The organism is Peribacillus sp. RS7 (assembly GCF_041956845.1).
Lineage (GTDB): Bacteria > Bacillota > Bacilli > Bacillales > DSM-1321 > Peribacillus.
The window spans coordinates 5,363,121-5,382,652 of sequence record NZ_CP168135.1; the positions used below are offsets into that span (position 1 = coordinate 5,363,121).

The 19,532-nt window shown below is 36.2% G+C and carries 17 protein-coding genes, 1 pseudogene and 1 riboswitch; of the genes and pseudogenes, 6 read left to right on the top strand and 12 right to left on the bottom strand.

What is annotated here, in order from left to right; genetic code table 11:
- Positions 1-68: 68 nt before the first annotated feature.
- Positions 69-806: a polysaccharide deacetylase family protein gene (locus tag ACDZ29_RS26520; protein WP_375089269.1), complete on the bottom strand. Its 738-nt coding sequence runs from the start codon at positions 804-806 to the stop codon at positions 69-71.
- A gap of 259 nt (positions 807-1,065) precedes the next feature.
- On the opposite strand from ACDZ29_RS26520, the gene ACDZ29_RS26525 reads away from it, so the two are divergent.
- A protein-coding gene (locus ACDZ29_RS26525; protein WP_375089270.1) for an IS3 family transposase occupies positions 1,066-2,414 on the top strand; the annotation gives its coding sequence in 2 pieces (ribosomal slippage) (positions 1,066-1,510 and positions 1,510-2,414; 1,350 coding nt in all).
- Positions 2,415-2,511: 97 nt separating this feature from the next.
- Here ACDZ29_RS26525 and ACDZ29_RS26530 read toward each other — a convergent pair.
- From ACDZ29_RS26530 to ACDZ29_RS26540, 3 genes and pseudogenes are all read right to left on the bottom strand, one after another.
- Positions 2,512-3,309: a fumarylacetoacetate hydrolase family protein gene (locus tag ACDZ29_RS26530; protein WP_375089271.1), complete on the bottom strand. Its 798-nt coding sequence runs from the start codon at positions 3,307-3,309 to the stop codon at positions 2,512-2,514.
- 129 nt (positions 3,310-3,438) lie between these two features.
- The gene (locus tag ACDZ29_RS26535; RefSeq protein ID WP_375089273.1) at positions 3,439-4,872 is read right to left on the bottom strand and encodes an alanine/glycine:cation symporter family protein; all 1,434 of its coding nucleotides are present in this window, start codon (positions 4,870-4,872) and stop codon (positions 3,439-3,441) included.
- A 165-nt stretch (positions 4,873-5,037) separates the two neighbouring features.
- A pseudogene (locus tag ACDZ29_RS26540) lies at positions 5,038-5,241 on the bottom strand (L-asparaginase 1); the annotation flags it as partial.
- A 546-nt stretch (positions 5,242-5,787) separates the two neighbouring features.
- On the opposite strand from ACDZ29_RS26540, the gene ACDZ29_RS26545 reads away from it, so the two are divergent.
- Positions 5,788-5,967 (top strand): hypothetical protein, encoded by a 180-nt coding sequence (locus tag ACDZ29_RS26545; protein ID WP_375089275.1) that lies wholly within the window; start codon positions 5,788-5,790, stop codon positions 5,965-5,967.
- Positions 5,968-6,086: 119 nt separating this feature from the next.
- On the opposite strand, the gene ACDZ29_RS26550 is transcribed toward ACDZ29_RS26545, so the two are convergent.
- The 7 genes from ACDZ29_RS26550 to ACDZ29_RS26580 all read right to left on the bottom strand — a co-directional run bounded on the left by ACDZ29_RS26550 (position 6,087) and on the right by ACDZ29_RS26580 (position 14,545).
- Positions 6,087-7,679, bottom strand: a complete 1,593-nt coding sequence (locus tag ACDZ29_RS26550) for an APC family permease (protein ID WP_375089277.1) — start codon at positions 7,677-7,679, stop codon at positions 6,087-6,089.
- Positions 7,680-7,735: 56 nt separating this feature from the next.
- Positions 7,736-7,814: riboswitch (ZMP/ZTP riboswitch) on the bottom strand.
- Positions 7,815-8,810: 996 nt separating this feature from the next.
- Positions 8,811-9,893 (bottom strand): ABC transporter ATP-binding protein, encoded by a 1,083-nt coding sequence (locus ACDZ29_RS26555; RefSeq protein ID WP_375089278.1) that lies wholly within the window; start codon positions 9,891-9,893, stop codon positions 8,811-8,813.
- Between the two features lie 13 nt (positions 9,894-9,906).
- A complete protein-coding gene (locus ACDZ29_RS26560; protein WP_370015480.1) occupies positions 9,907-10,989 on the bottom strand; it encodes an ABC transporter substrate-binding protein in 1,083 nt (360 codons plus the stop codon).
- Between the two features lie 23 nt (positions 10,990-11,012).
- Complete coding sequence (locus ACDZ29_RS26565; RefSeq protein ID WP_289325466.1) at positions 11,013-11,801, bottom strand: ABC transporter permease; 789 nt, start codon at positions 11,799-11,801, stop codon at positions 11,013-11,015.
- On the bottom strand, positions 11,798-12,640 hold the full coding sequence (locus ACDZ29_RS26570; RefSeq protein WP_375089280.1) for an ABC transporter permease: 843 nt from the start codon (positions 12,638-12,640) through the stop codon (positions 11,798-11,800). The genes ACDZ29_RS26565 and ACDZ29_RS26570 overlap by 4 nt, the downstream gene beginning before the upstream one ends.
- A gap of 12 nt (positions 12,641-12,652) precedes the next feature.
- The gene (locus ACDZ29_RS26575; protein ID WP_375089281.1) at positions 12,653-13,822 is read right to left on the bottom strand and encodes a M20/M25/M40 family metallo-hydrolase; all 1,170 of its coding nucleotides are present in this window, start codon (positions 13,820-13,822) and stop codon (positions 12,653-12,655) included.
- 24 nt (positions 13,823-13,846) lie between these two features.
- Positions 13,847-14,545: a GntR family transcriptional regulator gene (locus ACDZ29_RS26580; RefSeq protein WP_289325469.1), complete on the bottom strand. Its 699-nt coding sequence runs from the start codon at positions 14,543-14,545 to the stop codon at positions 13,847-13,849.
- 687 nt (positions 14,546-15,232) lie between these two features.
- On the opposite strand from ACDZ29_RS26580, the gene ACDZ29_RS26585 reads away from it, so the two are divergent.
- From ACDZ29_RS26585 to ACDZ29_RS26600, 4 genes are read left to right on the top strand one after another with little or no spacing between them, the layout of a single operon-like run.
- Positions 15,233-15,901 (top strand): GntR family transcriptional regulator, encoded by a 669-nt coding sequence (locus ACDZ29_RS26585; protein WP_370015487.1) that lies wholly within the window; start codon positions 15,233-15,235, stop codon positions 15,899-15,901.
- The gene (locus ACDZ29_RS26590) at positions 15,885-16,556 is read left to right on the top strand and encodes a DUF2848 family protein (RefSeq protein ID WP_375089282.1); all 672 of its coding nucleotides are present in this window, start codon (positions 15,885-15,887) and stop codon (positions 16,554-16,556) included. The genes ACDZ29_RS26585 and ACDZ29_RS26590 overlap by 17 nt, the downstream gene beginning before the upstream one ends.
- A 12-nt stretch (positions 16,557-16,568) precedes the next feature.
- A complete protein-coding gene (locus tag ACDZ29_RS26595) occupies positions 16,569-17,825 on the top strand; it encodes an MFS transporter (protein WP_289325472.1) in 1,257 nt (418 codons plus the stop codon).
- A 24-nt stretch (positions 17,826-17,849) separates the two neighbouring features.
- Entirely contained in the window at positions 17,850-18,638 is a 789-nt protein-coding gene (locus tag ACDZ29_RS26600; protein ID WP_375089284.1) for a carbon-nitrogen family hydrolase, read from the top strand.
- A gap of 156 nt (positions 18,639-18,794) precedes the next feature.
- Here the strand turns inward: ACDZ29_RS26600 and ACDZ29_RS26605 are convergent, their stop codons facing one another.
- Positions 18,795-19,424, bottom strand: coding sequence for a fumarylacetoacetate hydrolase family protein (locus tag ACDZ29_RS26605; protein ID WP_289325474.1), 630 nt, complete (start codon positions 19,422-19,424; stop codon positions 18,795-18,797).
- Positions 19,425-19,532 lie beyond the last annotated feature (108 nt).

Below are 19,532 nucleotides of genomic sequence, written 5' to 3' on the forward strand. Positions count from 1 at the left end.
ACCCATTTGCTTATAAACAATATTAAGTACTTTTCCCTTGGTTCCAAAAGAAAAAGCGATTACCTGGTTTAGGAACCGCTTTCAACTATCTTTGCAAAGTCATCAAGAGTAGTTGAATACTTGATATAAATTCGTGGTAAAAGATAAAGTTCGTCTTTAATGCCCTTCTCAGAAAATAGTTCAGGAGTTGTCGTAAGTCCAAATAAATAATATTTCTTCGTTTCTTCTACGACTTTGTCATTGAAATTTCCGTATGGATACGCAAGAGCATTAACTGGTTTGCCTGTTATTTTTTGAATTTTATCTTTGGACCCTTTCAGTTCATATTCATAATTTTTTATTTCCGTCAAATCAGGATGTGTAGCAGTATGAGACTGGATTGAGATTATACCCGAATCAGCCATCATTTTTAAATCCGATTTCGATAAACGGTTTGAACGACCGATAAAGTCAGAAATAACAAAAATGGTACCACTTGGTTTAAAACGTTCGTTTTCAAGTTTTTGAAAGATAGCAAATGCATTCAGATTGTTTTTGTATCCGTCATCAAAGGTAATGAAAATGGGTTTATTTTCTTTATTAATGTCTTGCCAACGATCAAAAGTTAATAATGTGTAGCCATGGTCTTTTAAATAAATCATTTGTTTCTGGAAATTATTAGGAGTTACATATAACTCCTTAGAACCCTGCCCAGTAAACTCGTCAATCGAATGATAAATTAAAATAGGTACTTTTCGTTGAGCAAAAACTTGTGATGGAAGAATTAAGATAAGAAGACATAGGAAAAACATTACAACCTTTTTCATAAAATTCCTCGCTTTGCATCCTTTTTATATCTTTTCAATTTATTGTGCCTCAAAAGCATAGTTCTATTATGATTTCTCTCATATTTGATTCTATCTCCCATTGATCAATGGTGACTTTGATAATCCCAAATGAAAAACTAATTTCTTAAAACACTAAGGAATCGGACTAACTGCCACAATAGCTCTATAAGAAAAAGAGCTGCCAAATGAACTGCACCCCAATTGTTAGACAACATCTAACAATTGGAGGTGTATTTTTTTGACTAAATATACGATAGACGAAAAATCAAATGCAGTTTTAGAGTACTTAGAAGGGAAAAAATCCTATAAATCCATTGCTCAAGAAAGAAATGTAGGTTTATCCCCTCTGAAAAGATGGGTCGCTCGCTATCTAAAACATGGGATGGAAGGACTTGTTCCATCCTATACAAATTACACTCTGCCCTTTAAACTAGAGGTACTTAAATATATGAACGAATATGGGGCATCGATCAACGAGACCGCTGTACACTATAACCTTCCTTCCGATTCTACACTTTTGAATTGGGTAAATCAGTTTAAGGAAGGAGGTATAGACGCCCTAAAACCAATGAAAAAGGGGCGTCTATCCATGAAAAAAGAAACTAAGAAAAAATCGCAAGCTAATGGCTCTCAAGAAGCACTTCTTGCCGAATTAGAATACTTACGTGCAGAGAATGCCTATCTAAAAAAGTTGAATGCCTTAGTTCAAGAAAAGGAAGCCTTACAAAGAAAGAAAAAGCGAAAGTAGTCCATGAACTAAGGAAACAATTTGATTTAAAACTGCTTCTATCCATTTCTAAAATGGCACGGAGTACGTACTATTATTGGGTAAACGCCTTCGGGCGTGAGGATAAATACACAGAAATTAAATTCCTTATCAAAGAGATTTTCCATACGCATAAAGGGCGTTATGGGTATCGGCGTATTACCCTAGAATTACGTAACCGAGGTGCTCGCATCAATCATAAAACAGTTCTCCGATTGATGAATGAACTAGGATTGAAGTCATTGATTCGCATGAAGAAATACCGTTCGTACAAAGGGAACATCGGTAAGATTGCGCCCAACATTCTAGCACGTGATTTCAAGGCGGCAAAGTCCAATGAAAAATGGGTGACAGATGTCACGGAATTCCATCTAGCTGGGGAGAAACTATACTTATCAGCCATTCTTGACCTGTTTAATGGAGAAATCATCGCCTATACTATCGAATCTCGGCCTGTTTATCCGCTCGTTTCCAAAATGCTGGATAAAGCCTTTGATCGCTTGGAATCGAAAGATTCACCCATTCTCCATTCAGATCAGGGCTGGCATTATCAGATGAAACAATACTCGCATGATTTGAAAAAACATAACATTACACAAAGCATGTCCCGCAAAGGAAATTGTCTCGATAATGCGGTCATTGAAAACTTCTTTGGCTTATTAAAATCCGAATTACTCTATCTTCAAGAATTTGAAAGCATGGAGCATTTCAAACAAGAACTAGGAGATTATATCCATTACTACAATCATCAACGAATCAAGGTAAAATTAAAAGGCATGAGCCCGGTAGATTACCGGGTTCATGCCCTCAAGGCTGCCTAAGTAAATAAAGTGTCTAACTTTTTGGGTTCACTTCATAAAGACAGCTCTGATTTTTGCTAACTATTTATCATTTCGATATTAAGAATTCCAGCACATCCTACTGGACACCATTACACAACCGACCGATATTCTCGACTTCAACAACGACCTCATCCCCCGTCTTGATCGGGCAGCTGCCAGATGGTGAACCCGTGGCCAAAATGTCACCGGGCTCGAGTGTCATCACCTGCGAAAGCCAGCTGATCAGATACGGAATGCTCAGAGACATTTGATTGGTATTCCCGTCTTGTACAACACGGCCGTTTAAAGTGGTCACAATCCGCAAATTGGTAGGATCTATCCCGGTAACGATGCACGGCCCCAAAGGCCCGAACGTATCAAATCCTTTGCCCCGCGTAAACTGTGGATCTTTTTTTGTAAGATCTCTTGCAGTGACGTCATTAAATATCGTGCAACCAAACACATAATCAAGCGCATCTTCTTCTTTAATGTTCTTTCCGCGCTTTCCAATGACCAGGGCCACTTCCCCTTCAAGCTCCACTTGGTTGGTTAGCTCGTTTGGAGGAAGTATAATTTTCTCCTTGTCTGGAATAAGCGAAGATAATGGCTTTAAAAATAGAAATAGTTCTACAAGGTTTGCCTCTCCGCCCGTTTCCTTCGCATGACCTGCATATGTCCAGCCAAAATTAACCACTTTAGAAGGTTTTACAGGTTCCAAAATTTTCACGTCACTATATTTCAGCTCTACCCCGTCATACTTTATTTCCTTGTTGACAAGTTCAGCAAAACTGCTAGACAGTTGTAATATCATCTCATCCTCAACAATACCGTAATGTATTTTGCCCTGTTGATTCTGATAGCGAACTATTTTTTGTGTTTTTTGTTGCACATGCATGATGAATAAACTCCTTTGATGGGTAAGGTATACTTACCTCAGATAATATAAAATTCGGCTCTTCTCATAATCGCAAACAAGCCCCCTGTAGGTGATAATACCAAACCCTTATGTCTAAAATCTTTTTTATTACATGGTGTTTTCCTTTTTTAAAGTGGTAGCATCTTGAGAGTGCTCCCAACAATCAAGGTTTTCAAGACCTTTAATGCTATCTTTATAAAAAACTGGATCTTGACCGGCTTTTTTCTGTTTCATATAATCACTTAATGCTGCAAAAGCTACTTTTGATAATAAGAGAACGGCAATTAAGTTTACGATAACCATTAAGCCCATAAATAAATCTGCTAAATCCCATACAAGCTCGACCTTTGCAACCGAACCGAATACAATCATGGCGAACGCACCTATTCGATATAGAATCAACAACACTTTACTTTTGTGTAAAAATCGAATATTTGTTTCCCCATAATAATAGTTACCAATTAACGAACCGAATGCAAATAGGAATACAAAGATAGCAAGACAACCTGATGCCCAGGAACCGATGTGTTCACTTAATGATGTTTGTGTAAGTGCAATGCCAGTTAGCCCTGGTTGTTTATAAGCATCAGAAAGTAAAATAATAAATGCTGTGCTTGTACAGATGATCAGTGTATCCGTTAATACGCCAAATGCTTGAATAAGTCCTTGTTTCACCGGATGACTTGTTTTTGCCGTTGCGGCAACGTTTGGCGCACTCCCCATACCAGCTTCATTCGAGAATAAACCACGTTTAACTCCATTCATGAACGCAGCGCCTATTGAACCGCCTGCTATTTGTTCAAAGCCAAACGCGTTATTAATAATAAGAGAAAGAATTTCCGGCATTTTGGTTATGTTCATTGCTACGACAAATAATGCCATTCCAAGGTATAACACACCTAGAATCATAACCTTGTATTCAGCAATTTTTGCAATACGATTCACACCGCCAAAGATAATCACAGCGAAAGCAAATGTCATGAGAATCCCTACAGTTAAACGATCTGAACCAAATGAGTTCTCAAAAGCAATTGTAACGGTATTTGATTGTACAGAATTGAATACAAGACCGAAAGAAAGCGTAATTAAAATGGAGAATAATACTCCCATCCAACGTTTGTTCAATCCTTTTTCCATATAATAGGATGGACCGCCTCGGAAACCAGTTTTATCTTTTACTTTATATACTTGTGCTAAGGTACTTTCAATAAAGCTGGTTGCTGAGCTAATAATTGCAATTATCCACATCCAGAATATCGCTCCAGGACCGCCTAATGCAATCGCAATCGCAATTCCTGTGATATTACCTGTTCCAACGCGAGCGGCCATACCAATACAGAAAGCTTGAAATGGGGAAACGCTGTCTTTAGAACTAGTTCTCCCTTCCATTAAAACACGGACCATTTCCTTTAACATTCGAACCTGTACAAATTTCAATTTAAATGTGAAATAAATCCCACAAGAAACAAGCATAATAACTAATAATTTTGACCAAAGGAATTCATTTGTTACGCCAACTACATCATGTAATAATTGTTGCATTCTATCACCTCTTATAAGAAATTTACTAGCTTAGAAGATACCTAGTTTTTTCACTGTAAAAAGACCAACTTCATCAACTGATGAATTCTGTCCAAAGTCAGGAGTTATATAGCCCCCAAATATTTGAGTTAATCGCCTTGATAGCAGTATCTCAAAAAAATATGTAATATCTGCTGCAATCGATGTATCCATCATTTGTTTTACCTTTTTAGGATCTGATGTTTTTCCTAGCACCCACATCAATTTCGTCACGATTGCTACTGTGTTCATATTTTTAGAACGTACTACACGATTATGGTCAATTTTCCGACCAACTTCATATATACCCATGTCTTCTCCTTCTTCTAGACGTTGAGTCGTAATGACAACTCTTTCGTATCAATACGGCAAAGTACATTTAATTCAGGCATGTAACTTAATAGATCATCGGCATGCAGTTCAGGTACAAGTCCGTTTTCTCCTTCAAGTGAGGCTACTGTTCACCAGTCGTAAACAACATTAATTTTTTCAATGATAATGGCTCCTCTATCTCTTTTTTACAATAAGTTTTTTAAAAGAAAGTATTCAATTCGCGTATGTTTATTCAATTCGCGTACTTTCCATGTAATTATAGTAACATAAATATAATAATTCAAGATAAAAATATTCAATTCTCGTACACCTCATCCACTTTTTGAATCCACAGAATGGTGTTTGCTTCCTAAATCTGAGCTGAGTTATTACAAATAATAAATATCAAAAAGATAATTATTTCATTAAGTTACTAAATTGCAACTTAGATGTTTAAGCCTAAAAACCATATACATCAACGTGTTTATATGTTCATATTTAGCCAGACACGTTTTCAGCTCCAGTTTTGCCATTTCGAAGCCTTGTCGAAGTCCGATGGACTTACTTACTGCAGACCAAAAATTAATGGAAGATTTACCAGAGGATGTTGATCCATGTGGTGAGTTTGGTGATTATCACTCATTCGTATATAACGGAGACATTTTCTCTCATTCGATACGACTAGACTTGGGAGATGAAATGTTTGTACTTCCTGCCAATCATTTATTCAGCGAGGTTGGCTATAAACGCGTGGTAAAAGTTTGAATTTTTCATCAATATTGTCAGGTGTTCCAATTTGCGAACACTTTTTAATAAATAAAAAAACATGGTCATAAAGTAACCATGTTTTCTTTTTACTCATATAGCTGTGTCTACACTAAGAGTTATTTATTAATAAATTCTTTGTTGATTTTTTCAGCCTCAGCCAAGTATTCTGTTTTAATCCCGCTCTTAACTCCCCACCAATAGAAGCAAAGTGCCAGACATGCGATGACCACCATATCCCAGCCAAATGTAAGAATATTTTTTCCGCCGAACTTCTCACTTCCAATATAAGAAATCAAAATCATACAACCTAAGTAAAGAAGCATCCAAACACCTGATAAAAATTGTTTTTTGAAACCATTCCATTTATTTTTAGCTTGATAATAAAAGTAAATAGGTAGTCCAATGGCAATGATGAAAACGACTTCTCCTGTTAATGGCCAACGCGCCCAGTATAAAGTAAGCGATGCAAAAACAAATCCACAAGGTGCAATAATAGAAGCACCTTTTAAGTGAAATGGACGGTTAAAATGAGAAGCAGTACGTCTTAAAGTTGCCAATGCAACTGGCCCCATGATATACGAAATAAGTGTAGCAACTGAAATCACTTCAGCAAGTACGCCCCATCCGCGGAATAAAAATAAAAAGATAAAACATACGCCTAAGTTTAATAACATCGCTGGACGAGGAACACCATAAAGTGGATGTAATGTACCAAAGATATTCGGTAAGTACCCATTCTTCTGCATTCCATAAAGCATTCGCGAAGTTGTAGCTGTATAAGTGGCACCTGAACCAGACGGTGATACAAACGCATCTACATACAATACAATCGCTAACCAGTTAAGGCTAAGAGCAATTGCCAAATCTGCAAAAGGTGAATTAAAATTCAGTTGACTCCATCCGTTCACAATCATAGACGGATCGATTGCACCGATAAAAACAACTTGTAAAATAACGTATATAAAACCTGCAATTAGAATAGACCCAATAACAGCAATTGGTATAGACTTATTCGGCGACTTCGCTTCTCCTGCCATATTAACTGGACTTTGAAATCCGTTAAACGCAAACACTATACCAGAAGTAGCTACTGCTGTTAAAACGCTTGCCCAACCATATGGTGCGATTCCTTGAGAACTTGTAAAGTTTTCACCATGAAATCCAGCAAAAAATAACGATCCTGCCATTACACCTGGAACAATTAATTTAAAAATAGTAATAAATGAATTTGCCTTAGCAAAAAGGTTAACTGTCCAATAGTTGACGAAGAAATAGAACAATAATAGTAAAGAAGCTATGAATAATCCTTTGGTCGTTAAGATATTGTTATCAACTAAGGAATGAGACCATCTGGCCCATTCCCAAGGCCACGTACTCATATATTGTACAGAAGCAATGGCCTCAACGGTAATAGTCGAAGCGATAGAAATCCAGTTCGCCCACGCAGCTAAAAATCCAATAAAAGAACCATGCGAATATTGAGGATACTTAACCATTCCTCCAGCTTCAGGAAACATTGCCCCAAGCTCTGCGTAAGATAATGCAATAAATAAAATTACAACCATACCGATAATCCAAGAAAAAATAGCTGCTGGCCCAGCAATCTGGGCAGCTTTCCATGCTCCGAACAACCAACCTGAGCCGATAATAGAACCAATACCTGTCATAGTTAAAGCAAAAGTCCCCATATTTCTATGCATATTACTCATCTCTACCTACACCTCTTCCTAGGAAAATAAAAAACACTTGATCTATTTATAGATCAAGTGTTTGCCCAGGCGCGCGGCTTATACTCTATATGCTCCCCCATGGTTCTCCATGTTGCGCCAGTTACATATAGGAAAATAGTTTTTTTATAGTATATAGGATTATTTTAAATTTCACAACACTTTAAAAATATTTATATTTTATATATAATCTTATTTATTTTTCGTAATTCCCTATCAATATTCATTTTAATTTGAATAAAATAGGAAAATCAAGGTCCAAAAAGCAAACATTCGATTTCCAGAACACATGCTACATCAATATAATCATTTTTCTTTAACATTATACTTAAAAATCTTTAAGAGCTTATATTCGCAAAATAAACCGTTCATATTTTACAAATTATATCCCAACAACATTTACATAAACTGTTCTTTTCTTCCTCAAAAAAAAGCCATGCACAAGTTGGGGAAAATACCTGAGGGATGAAGATTTCTCTTTATCTCTCTTTGTTTCGTCCACAACTTATGCACAACTTTAATTAGTGTCTATTATATTTAACTAATGTGAAACACACTCGGCATAGCTAGAGTGATGAACGTAGATTAAATTTCCAAATCTGATCATTATTATCCACATATGATGATTAGCTTCATGATCATCTTCACCTAATCCGTTACAAAATATCTTTCCCTATCATTATCCCTTAATTATTACAATCGGCTAGGTATGACTTCGTTTTAACGGAACTGTTCCGAGAATAATTGCTTAACTCCGGTGAAGAATGGGAATTTCAATAGTAAGATTAATAGGTAAGAAAAGCTAACCAATGGGTGGATTTGAAGAGAAATAACTATTATTAGAATTTACCTATTAATCCTGATAGTCCTTTTTACAGTAGCAGTACTTCTATTGGTAAGAGAACTAAAGAAAAGCATATCACCTTACAAATTTTAAAATCATTGAAGAGAAAGTCAGATTTAGCTGAATTACCCAACGAAAAAATTTTATATATTTTTATTATTTTACTGAAATAAAAATATGAAGTATTAGAAAGTTTGAGCAGCTGTCCTGTTACTTGAATTGAAAAAAGCTCTGTGAAAAGTTTCCTCTAAACAGAGTTTACCGACATATTAAAGTATTTTCACCAAGTCTTTTCTAGCACTCAAGCAAATACTCTCACCTAGATGATCCATTTGCTCCTCATCAGATAGGTTAACAACAATCTCCTGAGAGCCTGATACACACTCTACCACTCTTTTTGAACCAACAAAATGGACCTTTTTCAATTTAGCCTCAAACGTAATTCGATTAGGCTGAAAGCGACTTTGGGTAATTTTTAAGTGTTCAGGTCTTATTACAAGCTTTTTATCTGAATTCTTAACTTGGGAAAACTCTTTTAATAGATTTTCTCTATTCTGGCTTTCTAATAGATCCACATCTATTACATTCGTTTCCCCAATAAAGTCGGCAACAAAAAGAGTCTTTGGATTGTTATAGATTTGCTGAGGCGTGTCAATTTGTTCGATTCTACCTTGGTTCATAACAGCAATTCGATCGGACATGATTAATGCTTCTTCTTGATCATGAGTGACATATATGAACGTGATTTCGAATTGTTCATGAAGTTTTTTTAATTCAAACTGCATCTTTTTTCTTAGCTTTAAATCTAATGCTCCTAGTGGTTCATCTAGAAGGAGCACTCTTGGCTTGTTGACCAGAGCTCTTGCAAGTGCAACCCTTTGCTGCTGCCCACCTGAAAGTTGTCTTGGATATTTTTCCATGTGCTGCTGCAACCCCATAATTTCGATCATTTCGGTTGTATCACTTGCAATTTGCGCTTTTGATATTTTTTTTTGCTTTAATCCAAAAGCAATATTATTGTAAATGCTCAAATGAGGAAACAAAGCATAGTTTTGAAAAACCGTATTTACCGGACGTTGGTTGGGTGGCAAATTCCCTGCTTCTTTTCCATCGATCTTTATACTGCCTTGATTTGGAAGCTCAAAACCGCCAATCATTCTAAGGGTAGTGGTTTTCCCACATCCGCTTGGACCAAGAAGCGAGAGGAACTCACCCTCCTTTATATTAAGGGAAATGTTGTCTACGGCAGTTGCTTGACTATATTTTTTCGTGATGCTATGTAACTCAATAATGCTGTCTTTTTCTTTGGCTACATGTGCTATATTGTTTTCTACAATCGGAACCACTGACATGATTGAAACCTCCTTAATTTCCGATTTCTCTGTTCCATAGCTCGTTCCACTCATCTCGATGCTGGTTTATGAGATTATAATCAGGCATGTTCAAATCCTGTAAGGTGCCGTTTTTGCCATAAGGCATTCTTTCAAGGGTTGTTTCATCTAATTCAACATCCTTATGAACTGGTGCCAAATATAAATCACTCGCAATTCCTTCCTGTGCAATCTTAGTAGTAGCATAGTTTAAGAAGGAATAAACCTGCTCAGACTTTTTCGAGCCTTTCACAACATGCCAAAAGCTACCTGCACCTAAAACGCCTTCTTCCGGAACAACAAATTCAATCGGTTGACCTTGGTCTTGCATTACATAAGTAGGGCCTCCGTAGTGAGCTCCAACTGATGCTTCCCCGCTTTGATATAGATTTGTAGCCGTTCCAGAACCATCGAAGTATGCTACTACTTCTAATTCCTTCATTTTCCCAAGTCCTTTTTCTACTTTTCCTTTTGCTTCTCTTTCTAGCTCAGAAACTTGTACCAATAAAGGAAAGCCTCCGGTAGTTGCAGGTGTAGGGACCGTTATTTTTCCTTTGTACTCTTCCTTCCAAAGATCTTTCCACGACTTTGGTGGGTTTTTAATTACGTCTTTGTTATAAACAATCCCTAGCCCCCAATACCCTAGAGCTACTCCAAATACTTCTTCACCATTACCTTGATATGCTTCTGGCAGAAGGGCAGCGTTTTCTTTGAGTTTACTTTTATCAATATTTTCAACAATTCCTTTTTCGTAGGATAGTTCAGAAATTCCGGAGTCCATTAATGCTAAATCAATGGTAGGCGCGCCTTTTTCCTGTAATAGACGGGAAAAAGTTGCCGTTGAATTGCCTTCAATGATTTTTACCTTGATACCAGTCTCTTTTTCAAAAGGATGAATGATATGCTTCTTGATAGTTTCGCCCCAATCACCACCGAAAATGGCAATCGATATTTCTTGTTCTTGTACATCTGTATTGGCTTCAGTCGCCCCACTATTTGGTTGAACGGGCTTTCCGCAACCGGTAGCTACCACTAAAATAATTGCCAACAAAATGGTGTAAACACTTAACTTCTTCATATAACATCCCCTAGTCCCATGTTTTATTTTGAAGCAACATTTTCAATGCCTACTAACATATCAATGACAAGAATTAAGAAAAATGCAATATAAATCGTCACGGCTGAAACAGCAGCTATCATTGGATCGATGTTGTACTGAACATAATTGAACATTTTAACCGGAAGTGCCATCTGATCGGCAGAGGTCAAGAAAATCGTAACTTCAACATTTACCCACGAAACAGCAAAGGAAAACAGCGTTCCTGCGATAATACTAGATTTCATCAGTGGCAATGTAATGAAAAAAAAGGTTTTCAATGCACCCGCACCTAAATCCCTTCCTGCTTCTTCAATATACGGACTTATCCCCAGGAAGCTATTCACACACGTCCGAACAACATAAGGCAATGTAATAATGATATGACCTAACACTAGATTTAAGAAATTCTGTGGGCTATTAGTAAAGTAGTAAAAAAACTGAAGCAGTGCCAAGCCTAAGAAGATTTGAGGGAGCAAGAGAGGGGATGAGATAAGACTCATCACAATCCCCTTGCCTTTAAAATTATTCCTTGCCAAACCATATGAGGCTGGAATACCAATTAATATCGCACCTAGAGTAGCAACACCCGATAGTTTAAAACTATATATGAAGGATTCTACGTACGATATATCCTCATAAAGCTTTTGATACCATTTCAATGTAAATCCTTGTCCAGGAAAACTTAAATAATTTAGTTCAGTAAATGAAACATTAATCAACACCAATAATGGAAAGGCCAGAAATAAAAGCAGGAAGCCACCTATTGTCCACATTACTAGTTTAGAGATCAACGTCTTCCCCCCTCCATCCAGTCAGACCTTAATAAATAATGGTTTAATCCAATAATCAAAAAGCTAAAGATTAACACAGCAAAAGCAACCGCAGAACCGAACTGATAGTTGAATACCTGCATCATCTGTTCATAGATAACGGTCGCGATCAATTGGATCCTTCCACCGGAAAGCATAGCAGGCGTAACATAAGCACTAATAGCTAGAGAGAAAACCATCACACTGCCAGCCAATATTCCTGGGACTGTTAATGGAAGCGTTACCTTTAGAAAGGTTTGTAAACGACCTAAACCTAAATCCGACGCAGCCTCTTCCAGCCTGCTGTCTATATTCTCCAAAACCGTCGTAATGGATAAAATCATAAAGGGAGCTAAAATATACACCAAACCTATTATTATACCAGTCTCATTATACAGAAGTCTTAGAGGCTGGGAGATGATACCCAGCCCTAATAGAGTTTTGTTGATAAATCCGTTATTCCCTAAAATGACCATCCATCCAAATGATCTTACGACAGCGCTCGTAAATAATGGTGATATGATCACGATATAGGCAATACGCTTAATTATCTTACTCTTGATATATTTGGTGGTGAAGTAGGCGATAAAATAACCGACCAACAAGGTGATAAATGTTGCTATTAAGGAGATTTTTATTGATCGTATGGTAATAGATAAATAGTGTTGATCGTTAAAATATGAAAGATAATGCTGAAAAGTTATTCTTCCGCTTTCATCCAAGATGGAATTATTAAGAACAACAATTAAAGGAATAACAAAAAGTCCCAATAAGATCAATACGGATGGAGCTAATAGGATAAGAACAGTTTTTTTGGACATGGGAATTCTCCTTTACTCTATCCGATTGAGTAAGTTGAAAACAGTCTCGATAATAAGCTCCACTTTGTCATATTCGATTTTTTCCATAGTATCTGTCGGACGGTGATAGTCCGGTAATCTCCAAAACATAAGGAGCGCCGTTGGAATCCCTTCTAAATGGAACATCCATTCATCGGCTCCCGCTTTAGGAGTATCAACATCAACTTCGAAGTCATCTCTATCATAAGCTCCAGCTTCTCTGAAACTTTCTTTTACCTTTTGACGGAAATCTTCCGGCCCTACCCAAGACCATATCTTGTCTCCCGCACTAATTTGGTCAAGATTGATAACTGCCGCTACCTCATTAAGTGTTCCTTTTTCCTTTAAATCGTTCACATAATAATCGGCTCCTATGAATCCGACTTCTTCATTGGAAAATGCTATGACATCAATATCAAAAGGAAAATCATGATTTTCGGTTTTCAGTCTTCTGGCAACTTCAACGATTCCTGCTATACCTGAACCATTATCATAGGCTCCAGGAGTATTTAACGTAGTATCAGAGTGACCACAGACAATTACTTTTTTCTTTTTAACCGTATTTTTCGATTTATATGGATGACTAATGATGTTTGCCGATTTACATTCCTTTATTTTGCCCTCTACCTTAACAAATACCTCAATGTCATGTTTTTCACTTAATAACTCCTGAACACGAATGTGATCTTCATAACTCATCACTACAGCAGGAATTGGGAATTTTGCTCTTGGATTCAATAATGCAATAGGGTCACCGCCGCTATTTACAACAACCTGTGCCAAAATTTCTCCTTCAGCACCTAAGACATTGTAACAAGGCATATCATACACGCCCGGAATCAGGCCTTTTATTCCATGATATGTAAGCTTCCCTTTAATTCCTGTACTTGGAGTAGATCCAGAGAATAGTAGATAAGCCGTTTTTAATACTTTAGGAATTGGAGACAAGATTTCAAGCTCAGGTGTTCCTTCAGGCTCCCACCCCACAAAAGGATACACTTGCTTTTCATTTTCTACTCCTAATTCGCTAAGTCTTTGGTGTATATAATCAGTACCCTTCCACTCACCTTCTGTTCCTGCGAATCGTTGCCCTACTTCTTCACTTAAAACTCGAATCGTTTCTTTGATTTCCCCACGGATACTTGTCGTTTTCATATTACTCATTACAATCCCCCTGTTCTGATTACATCATTTTTCCAAACCGATTTGTTCGGAATGCATACTATCTTCCATTACCACTCTTTCATAATCTGTAATTCCGCTCAGATGTTTGATAAATACTTTTTCTACTCTGTCTTCGTCACGGCTACATAAAGCTTCATAGATTTCAGAATGCTCTTTGATGGATCTTTCTACAAGGTGGGGTCTGCTTAAAAAGGAATATCTAAAATGAACAATATAATCATGTAAGTTTTCTAGCATATTGATCAGTCTGTTTAACCCAGAAGTTTTAATGATTTCCGCATGAAATAAATCATGGACTTTCATAAGGTCTTCAATTCTACCTTGTTGAAAATACATTTCAGACTGATCTAGATAACTTTTTAATTTCAATAGCTGTTCATCGGTGATTTTGGACGCTGCGACTCTAGCAGCAGTAGGCTCTAATAACGAACGAATGAGGACAATTTCATTGATGGCTTCCAAGGTTATGCCTTTCACAACGCAGTGTTTTCTGGGGAGTATTTCAACTAAACCTTCTTGTTCTAGCCGTTGTACCGCTTCTCTAACAGGAGTTCTGCTTACTCCCATTTCCTTGGCTAGATTCATTTCAACCAATCGCTCTCCATTTTTCAACTCACCATTGATTATTTTTAATCTAAGTTGATCAAAAACTTCTGAAGCGATTGAAACGGATTTAATTTTATTTAATTTCATTGCATCCATTTGCCCTCCTTTTTGTAAATTAAACTCATTATATGCCATATTGTATACAATACACAATATATTTATTTTATAATTCTGAATTTTTTATTAATAATTCATTTACCCAAAAAACCCGTGCCACTCAAAACTTTTTACATTTGAAAAACCGGAACAATATTTTGAATTGGAGAAGTTGCTGTGTCCTTTTCTTTTCCTTTAAATTTGCCTTTAATTAAAACCTTTTTAAAGAGTGCTTATGTTTAAATATGGGCAGTTCTCTTCTATCATCTATTTTTGGAATTCGACCTTTTTTATACAGAATCTCCATTCACCAACTTTGTTAAGTTAATAAATGAAGTTTTGAATACTATTTACAGGAGAATGATCAACTTCCTAGGTCTGCGAACTGAGTAATAATGGTATCACCTCCACCATTTCACCACGGTATATGAAGGAAAAAAGCATTTCATGCCCACCAACTAATTACACCTTTTGTCATAATTTTTGTTGTGATAAAAACCAGCTGGACTAAAAACTTGCGTGTTTAAACGCGTCTGCCGGTTGAAGATTCCCCTTTCGAAACCTTGCCAGAATCCTAATTGCTACAATGATAGAAAAAGGAACCAATGAAATCTGTCAATTATGAATTGACTGAATTTTCAGCGTGTGATAAAGTTGTTGGTATACCACATACCAAGAGGAGGAAAAATGAAAAAAATAGAGCCAGTTATGCCGTTAAGAGATATAGCTTTTGAGGCAATCAAAAAATCAATTTTGAATTACGAACTTCTACCGGGTCAAGCCATTTTTGAAAGAGATCTAAGTGAAAAGTTAGGTGTAAGTAGGACTCCTGTAAGAGAATCCCTGTCGTTGTTAGAAAGAGAAAAATGGATAATTTCAAAACCACGGGTTGGTACGTTTATTAATGAAATTACCGAGGAAAATGTAATTGAAGTAATGGAAATTCGAATGATTATTGACCGATTCTCATTAGAAAAAATGTGTGGAAATATTACTCTAGAACAAATAAAAGTATTGGAAGGTTACATTGAGGAGCAAGAAAAAAATAAAACAGATCACCAAAGATTTATTGAATTAGATAAAGAGTTCCATTCCGAAATTGTATTTTTAACTAAAAATCAGCGATTAGAAAAATGGTTTGAGGAAATTGGTGATCAGATTAGATGGTTTGGGTTAAAAGCCATAACTGAGAAGTCGCGTATTGAGGAAACAATATCTGAACATAAAGCAATTGTGCAGGGTTTAAAATCACAAGATATTAATCAACTTCTGGTTGCATCAAATAACCATGTGGAAAATACCAAAAATGAAATCATTAATCAATTGAGGAGGAATTCAAATGAGAAAAGTAATTAATTTGCATCTTTCTAATGGAGAGGTCAAAAAGCATGAAATTGATATTAATAAAGTAATCGTTGTTGGATATGGTGGACGAAATATAGAAAAAATTCAAGAGCACATAGATGAATTAAAAGAATTAGGTATTGCACCTCCACCCCATGTACCGATGATATATCCACAAAAAATAGAACAACTGAATTTTTCTAATGAATGTAATGGAAGTAAATTTTCCTCTGGGGAAACAGAATATGTGTTATTCCATGACGGAAAAGAATGGTTGGTTACCCTTGGCAGCGATCATACTGATCGAGAAGTAGAAAAAGAAGATATTTTAAAGTCTAAATCAATTTGTGATAAACCTCTTGCAACTGATTTTTGGAGATTAGCAGATTTAAAAGAAGATTGGGATAATATTATTTTACGTTCTTATGTTACTTCAAATGGAGAGAAATGTTTATATCAAGAAGACACTTTAGATGCACTCTTAGAGGTTGATGTATTATTGGAAAAGCTGGACAAGTTCGGGGAAAAGGATTTAGAACATACTATTATTTTTTCAGGTACTGTTCCTACAAAAAATGGGTTTATTTTTGGTGATAAATTTGAATATGAAATCGAACACCCCAAGTTAAAAAGAAAAATTACACATCATTATTCCATTGTTTATTAAGGGGGAATTGTTTTGAAAAAGAAACCTACAAAAGTTAGATGGGGACTAGCATTCTTTTTCTTTATAATAGGTGTAATCGCTTACATGGATAGATCGAATATTTCAATTATAGCAAAACCAATGATGGATGATTTAGGTTTAGATAAAGTGCAGTTTGGTATGCTCGCATCACTATTCTCATTAGGTTACGCGTTAGTTCAAATTCCGGCAGGACTTATGGCAGAAAAATTCGGTCCTAGAAAAATGATCGCTTTTTCTCTAGTATGGTGGTCAGTATTTACGGGTTTGACGGGTTTAGTTAAATCTCATGGTCTCTTGTATATGGTGAGATTCTTATTTGGGATAGGTGAAGGACCGATGTTTCCAGCTAATGCCGTATTTAATACAAACTGGTTTAGAAGAGATGAAAAAGCCAGAGCATCCAGTGCATTATTGGCAGGTTCATATTTTGGACCAGTTATCGCCCCTATCGTCACGGTTTATATCTATCAATATTTTGGTTGGCAAGCTGTATTTTATATTTTTGGATTAATAGGAATAATCATTGCAGGTGTATGGTATGTTATAGCCCGGGACTATCCTGAAATTCATAAACTTGTGAATGAACAAGAAAAAGAATATATTCTAGAAGACAGAGAAATTGTTGATACTGCTAAAGTTAGAGCCCCTTGGAGTACTTTTCTGAAAAGCTATCGATTTTGGGCTTTAGGATTACAATATTTCGTTGTTTTGTATATTATCACTTTCTTTTTAGTTTGGTTACCTACATATTTACTGGAAGATCGAGGATTCTCATTAAGTAAAATGGGATTTGCTGCAAGCCTACCTTGGTTAGCAATACTGATAACAGTAATGACTGGTGGTATTCTTTCCGACTACTTAGTACGTAAAGGTTTTTCAAAGCAAATATCAAGATCCTCTTTAGCTATATCAGGTTTAATAGTATTTATTATTTCAATGTACCTTGCTGTTATGACAGTATCTCCTTATATGAATGTTTTATGGTTATCATTATGCTTGGGTTCACTAGGATTTACAGTAGTGTGTTCATGGGCTTCCGCTACAGACTTAGGGAGAAACTTTTCAGGTTCCGTTTCAGGTTGGATGAACTTGTGGGGAAATCTAGGAGCTTTTGTATCACCGTTATTATGTGGTTGGTTAGCAGAAAACTTTGGGTGGAATATCACATTAGGAGTAACTGTAATCCCTGTGTTTATTGCAGCTATATTATGGTTGTTTGTGAAACCAGATACTTCATTACTAAACTAAATACTATTAAGAGGAGTGACCGATTTGAATTATTTAGTATTTCAAATGGATTTAGTGGTTGGAAATCCTGTAGAGAATAGGAAAATCATTGAACGCTGGTTAGAAGCTAACTATAGTGATGATGTAGATGTTGTTGTACTTCCTGAAATGTGGTCTACGGGCTATGCGTTGGAGGAATTGAAAGAAATCTGCAAAGTGGATGGAAAGCAATCCATGGAATTTTTACAATCACTAGCTAAGAAGTTTAATGTAAACTTGGTGGGTGGCTCGATTGCCGTATTAGAAGGTAAAGATATCTTTAATCGTGCGATTATAGTAAATCGAATGGGTGTGATTGTTCACACATATGACAAGATGCACCTTGTTCCGATGTTAGATGAACCTAAGTTTTTAACGGGCGGTCATAATCAAGTTGAAATATTTGAACTTGAAGGTGTGAAGATGGGGGTTATTATTTGTTACGATTTACGATTCCCTGAAATTATTCGTGACTTAGCATTACAAGGTATTCAAGTGTTACATATCGTCGCAGAATGGCCACTTGCAAGGGAAACACATTGGAATACGTTACTTCGTGCGCGCGCAATTGAGAACCAAATGTATGTTGTTGCATCAAATGTGGCGGGGACAAAGCTAGGGGTGGAATTTGCAGGTTGCTCACAAATTGTAGATCCATGGGGAGACATTGTTCAAAAATTAGATCAAGAAGTTGGTGAATTAAAGGCAACTTTAAATTTAGAGAAAGTACCCCAAATAAGAAAAGATGTTCCCATATTCGATTCCAGAGTACCAGAAAAGTATAGAAAGTTATAAAATAGGAGCTACTTCAGAGATACCAATCTTTAGGAGTAGCTTTTACGTTTAATTCAACAAAGCATAAGTTTCATGTAAAATCCATTGATAATTTTTATTTTCTTATGCAACTACTGTCCCGACAGTTGCATACAAAAAGGAAATGACTACTCTTTATCATGGATGTAGTGTGACAGAACAGGATCCAATTTCCTTTCCACCCCAGTTTAGTGAAAGCTTGTCTTGATCTGAAAGAGGACCGACGCCACTAGGAGTACCAGTAAAAATAATATCTCCTTTCCCAAGCCCAAAATGCTCTGCTGTAAAATCTATAATTGTTTGCAAATCAAAAAGTAAGTCCTTAATATTTCCGACTTGTACACGCTCTCCGTTTTTAAAAAGGGAAAAATCTAATTGTTTACATGCTTCGACACCTTGAAACGGAATGAAATCACTTACAACAGCCGAATTTTTAAATCCTTTAGCCAAAAGCCAAGGATGCTGTTTTTGCTTTAACTGTGCTTGAACATCTCTAAGTGTTAAATCCAAACCAATGGCTAAGGCATCTACTATTTCATCTACTTTCATTCCTGTTTCGTACGGCTTTGCGATATGAAGGACAAGTTCTGTTTCATAGTGAATGGAACCCTGATTACTCGGCAAAGTAATTGACTGACCATTTGCTTCAACTAGCGAATGAGTTGGTTTTGAAAATAAAAAAGGGGAAGTTGGTACTTCATTATTTAATTCTTTTGCATGCAAAGCATAATTTCGACCTACACAATAGATATTTTTAATGTCTTTCATTATTAAACCCACTCTTTTCTTTTAAAGAATAAAATTTTTGATACCAAAAATTTCAGATTTCTTTTTTATTAAATCTTACTGTGTAATGATTCAATAGTAAATGGAACT

Excerpts from the sequence above, each read along its gene's own strand:
- ACDZ29_RS26560 (WP_370015480.1), bottom strand. The coding sequence starts at position 10,989 with ATGAAGAAGTTAAGTGTTTACACCATTTTGTTGGCAATTATTTTAGTG.
- ACDZ29_RS26585 (WP_370015487.1), top strand. The coding sequence starts at position 15,233 with ATGAAAAAAATAGAGCCAGTTATGCCGTTAAGAGATATAGCTTTTGAG.
- ACDZ29_RS26570 (WP_375089280.1), bottom strand. The coding sequence starts at position 12,640 with ATGTCCAAAAAAACTGTTCTTATCCTATTAGCTCCATCCGTATTGATC.
- ACDZ29_RS26590 (WP_375089282.1), top strand. The coding sequence starts at position 15,885 with ATGAGAAAAGTAATTAATTTGCATCTTTCTAATGGAGAGGTCAAAAAG.
- ACDZ29_RS26555 (WP_375089278.1), bottom strand. The coding sequence starts at position 9,893 with ATGTCAGTGGTTCCGATTGTAGAAAACAATATAGCACATGTAGCCAAA.
- ACDZ29_RS26545 (WP_375089275.1), top strand. The coding sequence starts at position 5,788 with ATGGAAGATTTACCAGAGGATGTTGATCCATGTGGTGAGTTTGGTGAT.
- ACDZ29_RS26580 (WP_289325469.1), bottom strand. The coding sequence starts at position 14,545 with ATGGATGCAATGAAATTAAATAAAATTAAATCCGTTTCAATCGCTTCA.
- ACDZ29_RS26575 (WP_375089281.1), bottom strand. The coding sequence starts at position 13,822 with ATGAGTAATATGAAAACGACAAGTATCCGTGGGGAAATCAAAGAAACG.
- ACDZ29_RS26605 (WP_289325474.1), bottom strand. The coding sequence starts at position 19,424 with ATGAAAGACATTAAAAATATCTATTGTGTAGGTCGAAATTATGCTTTG.
- ACDZ29_RS26530 (WP_375089271.1), bottom strand. The coding sequence starts at position 3,309 with ATGCATGTGCAACAAAAAACACAAAAAATAGTTCGCTATCAGAATCAA.
- ACDZ29_RS26535 (WP_375089273.1), bottom strand. The coding sequence starts at position 4,872 with ATGCAACAATTATTACATGATGTAGTTGGCGTAACAAATGAATTCCTT.
- ACDZ29_RS26520 (WP_375089269.1), bottom strand. The coding sequence starts at position 806 with ATGAAAAAGGTTGTAATGTTTTTCCTATGTCTTCTTATCTTAATTCTT.
- ACDZ29_RS26550 (WP_375089277.1), bottom strand. The coding sequence starts at position 7,679 with ATGAGTAATATGCATAGAAATATGGGGACTTTTGCTTTAACTATGACA.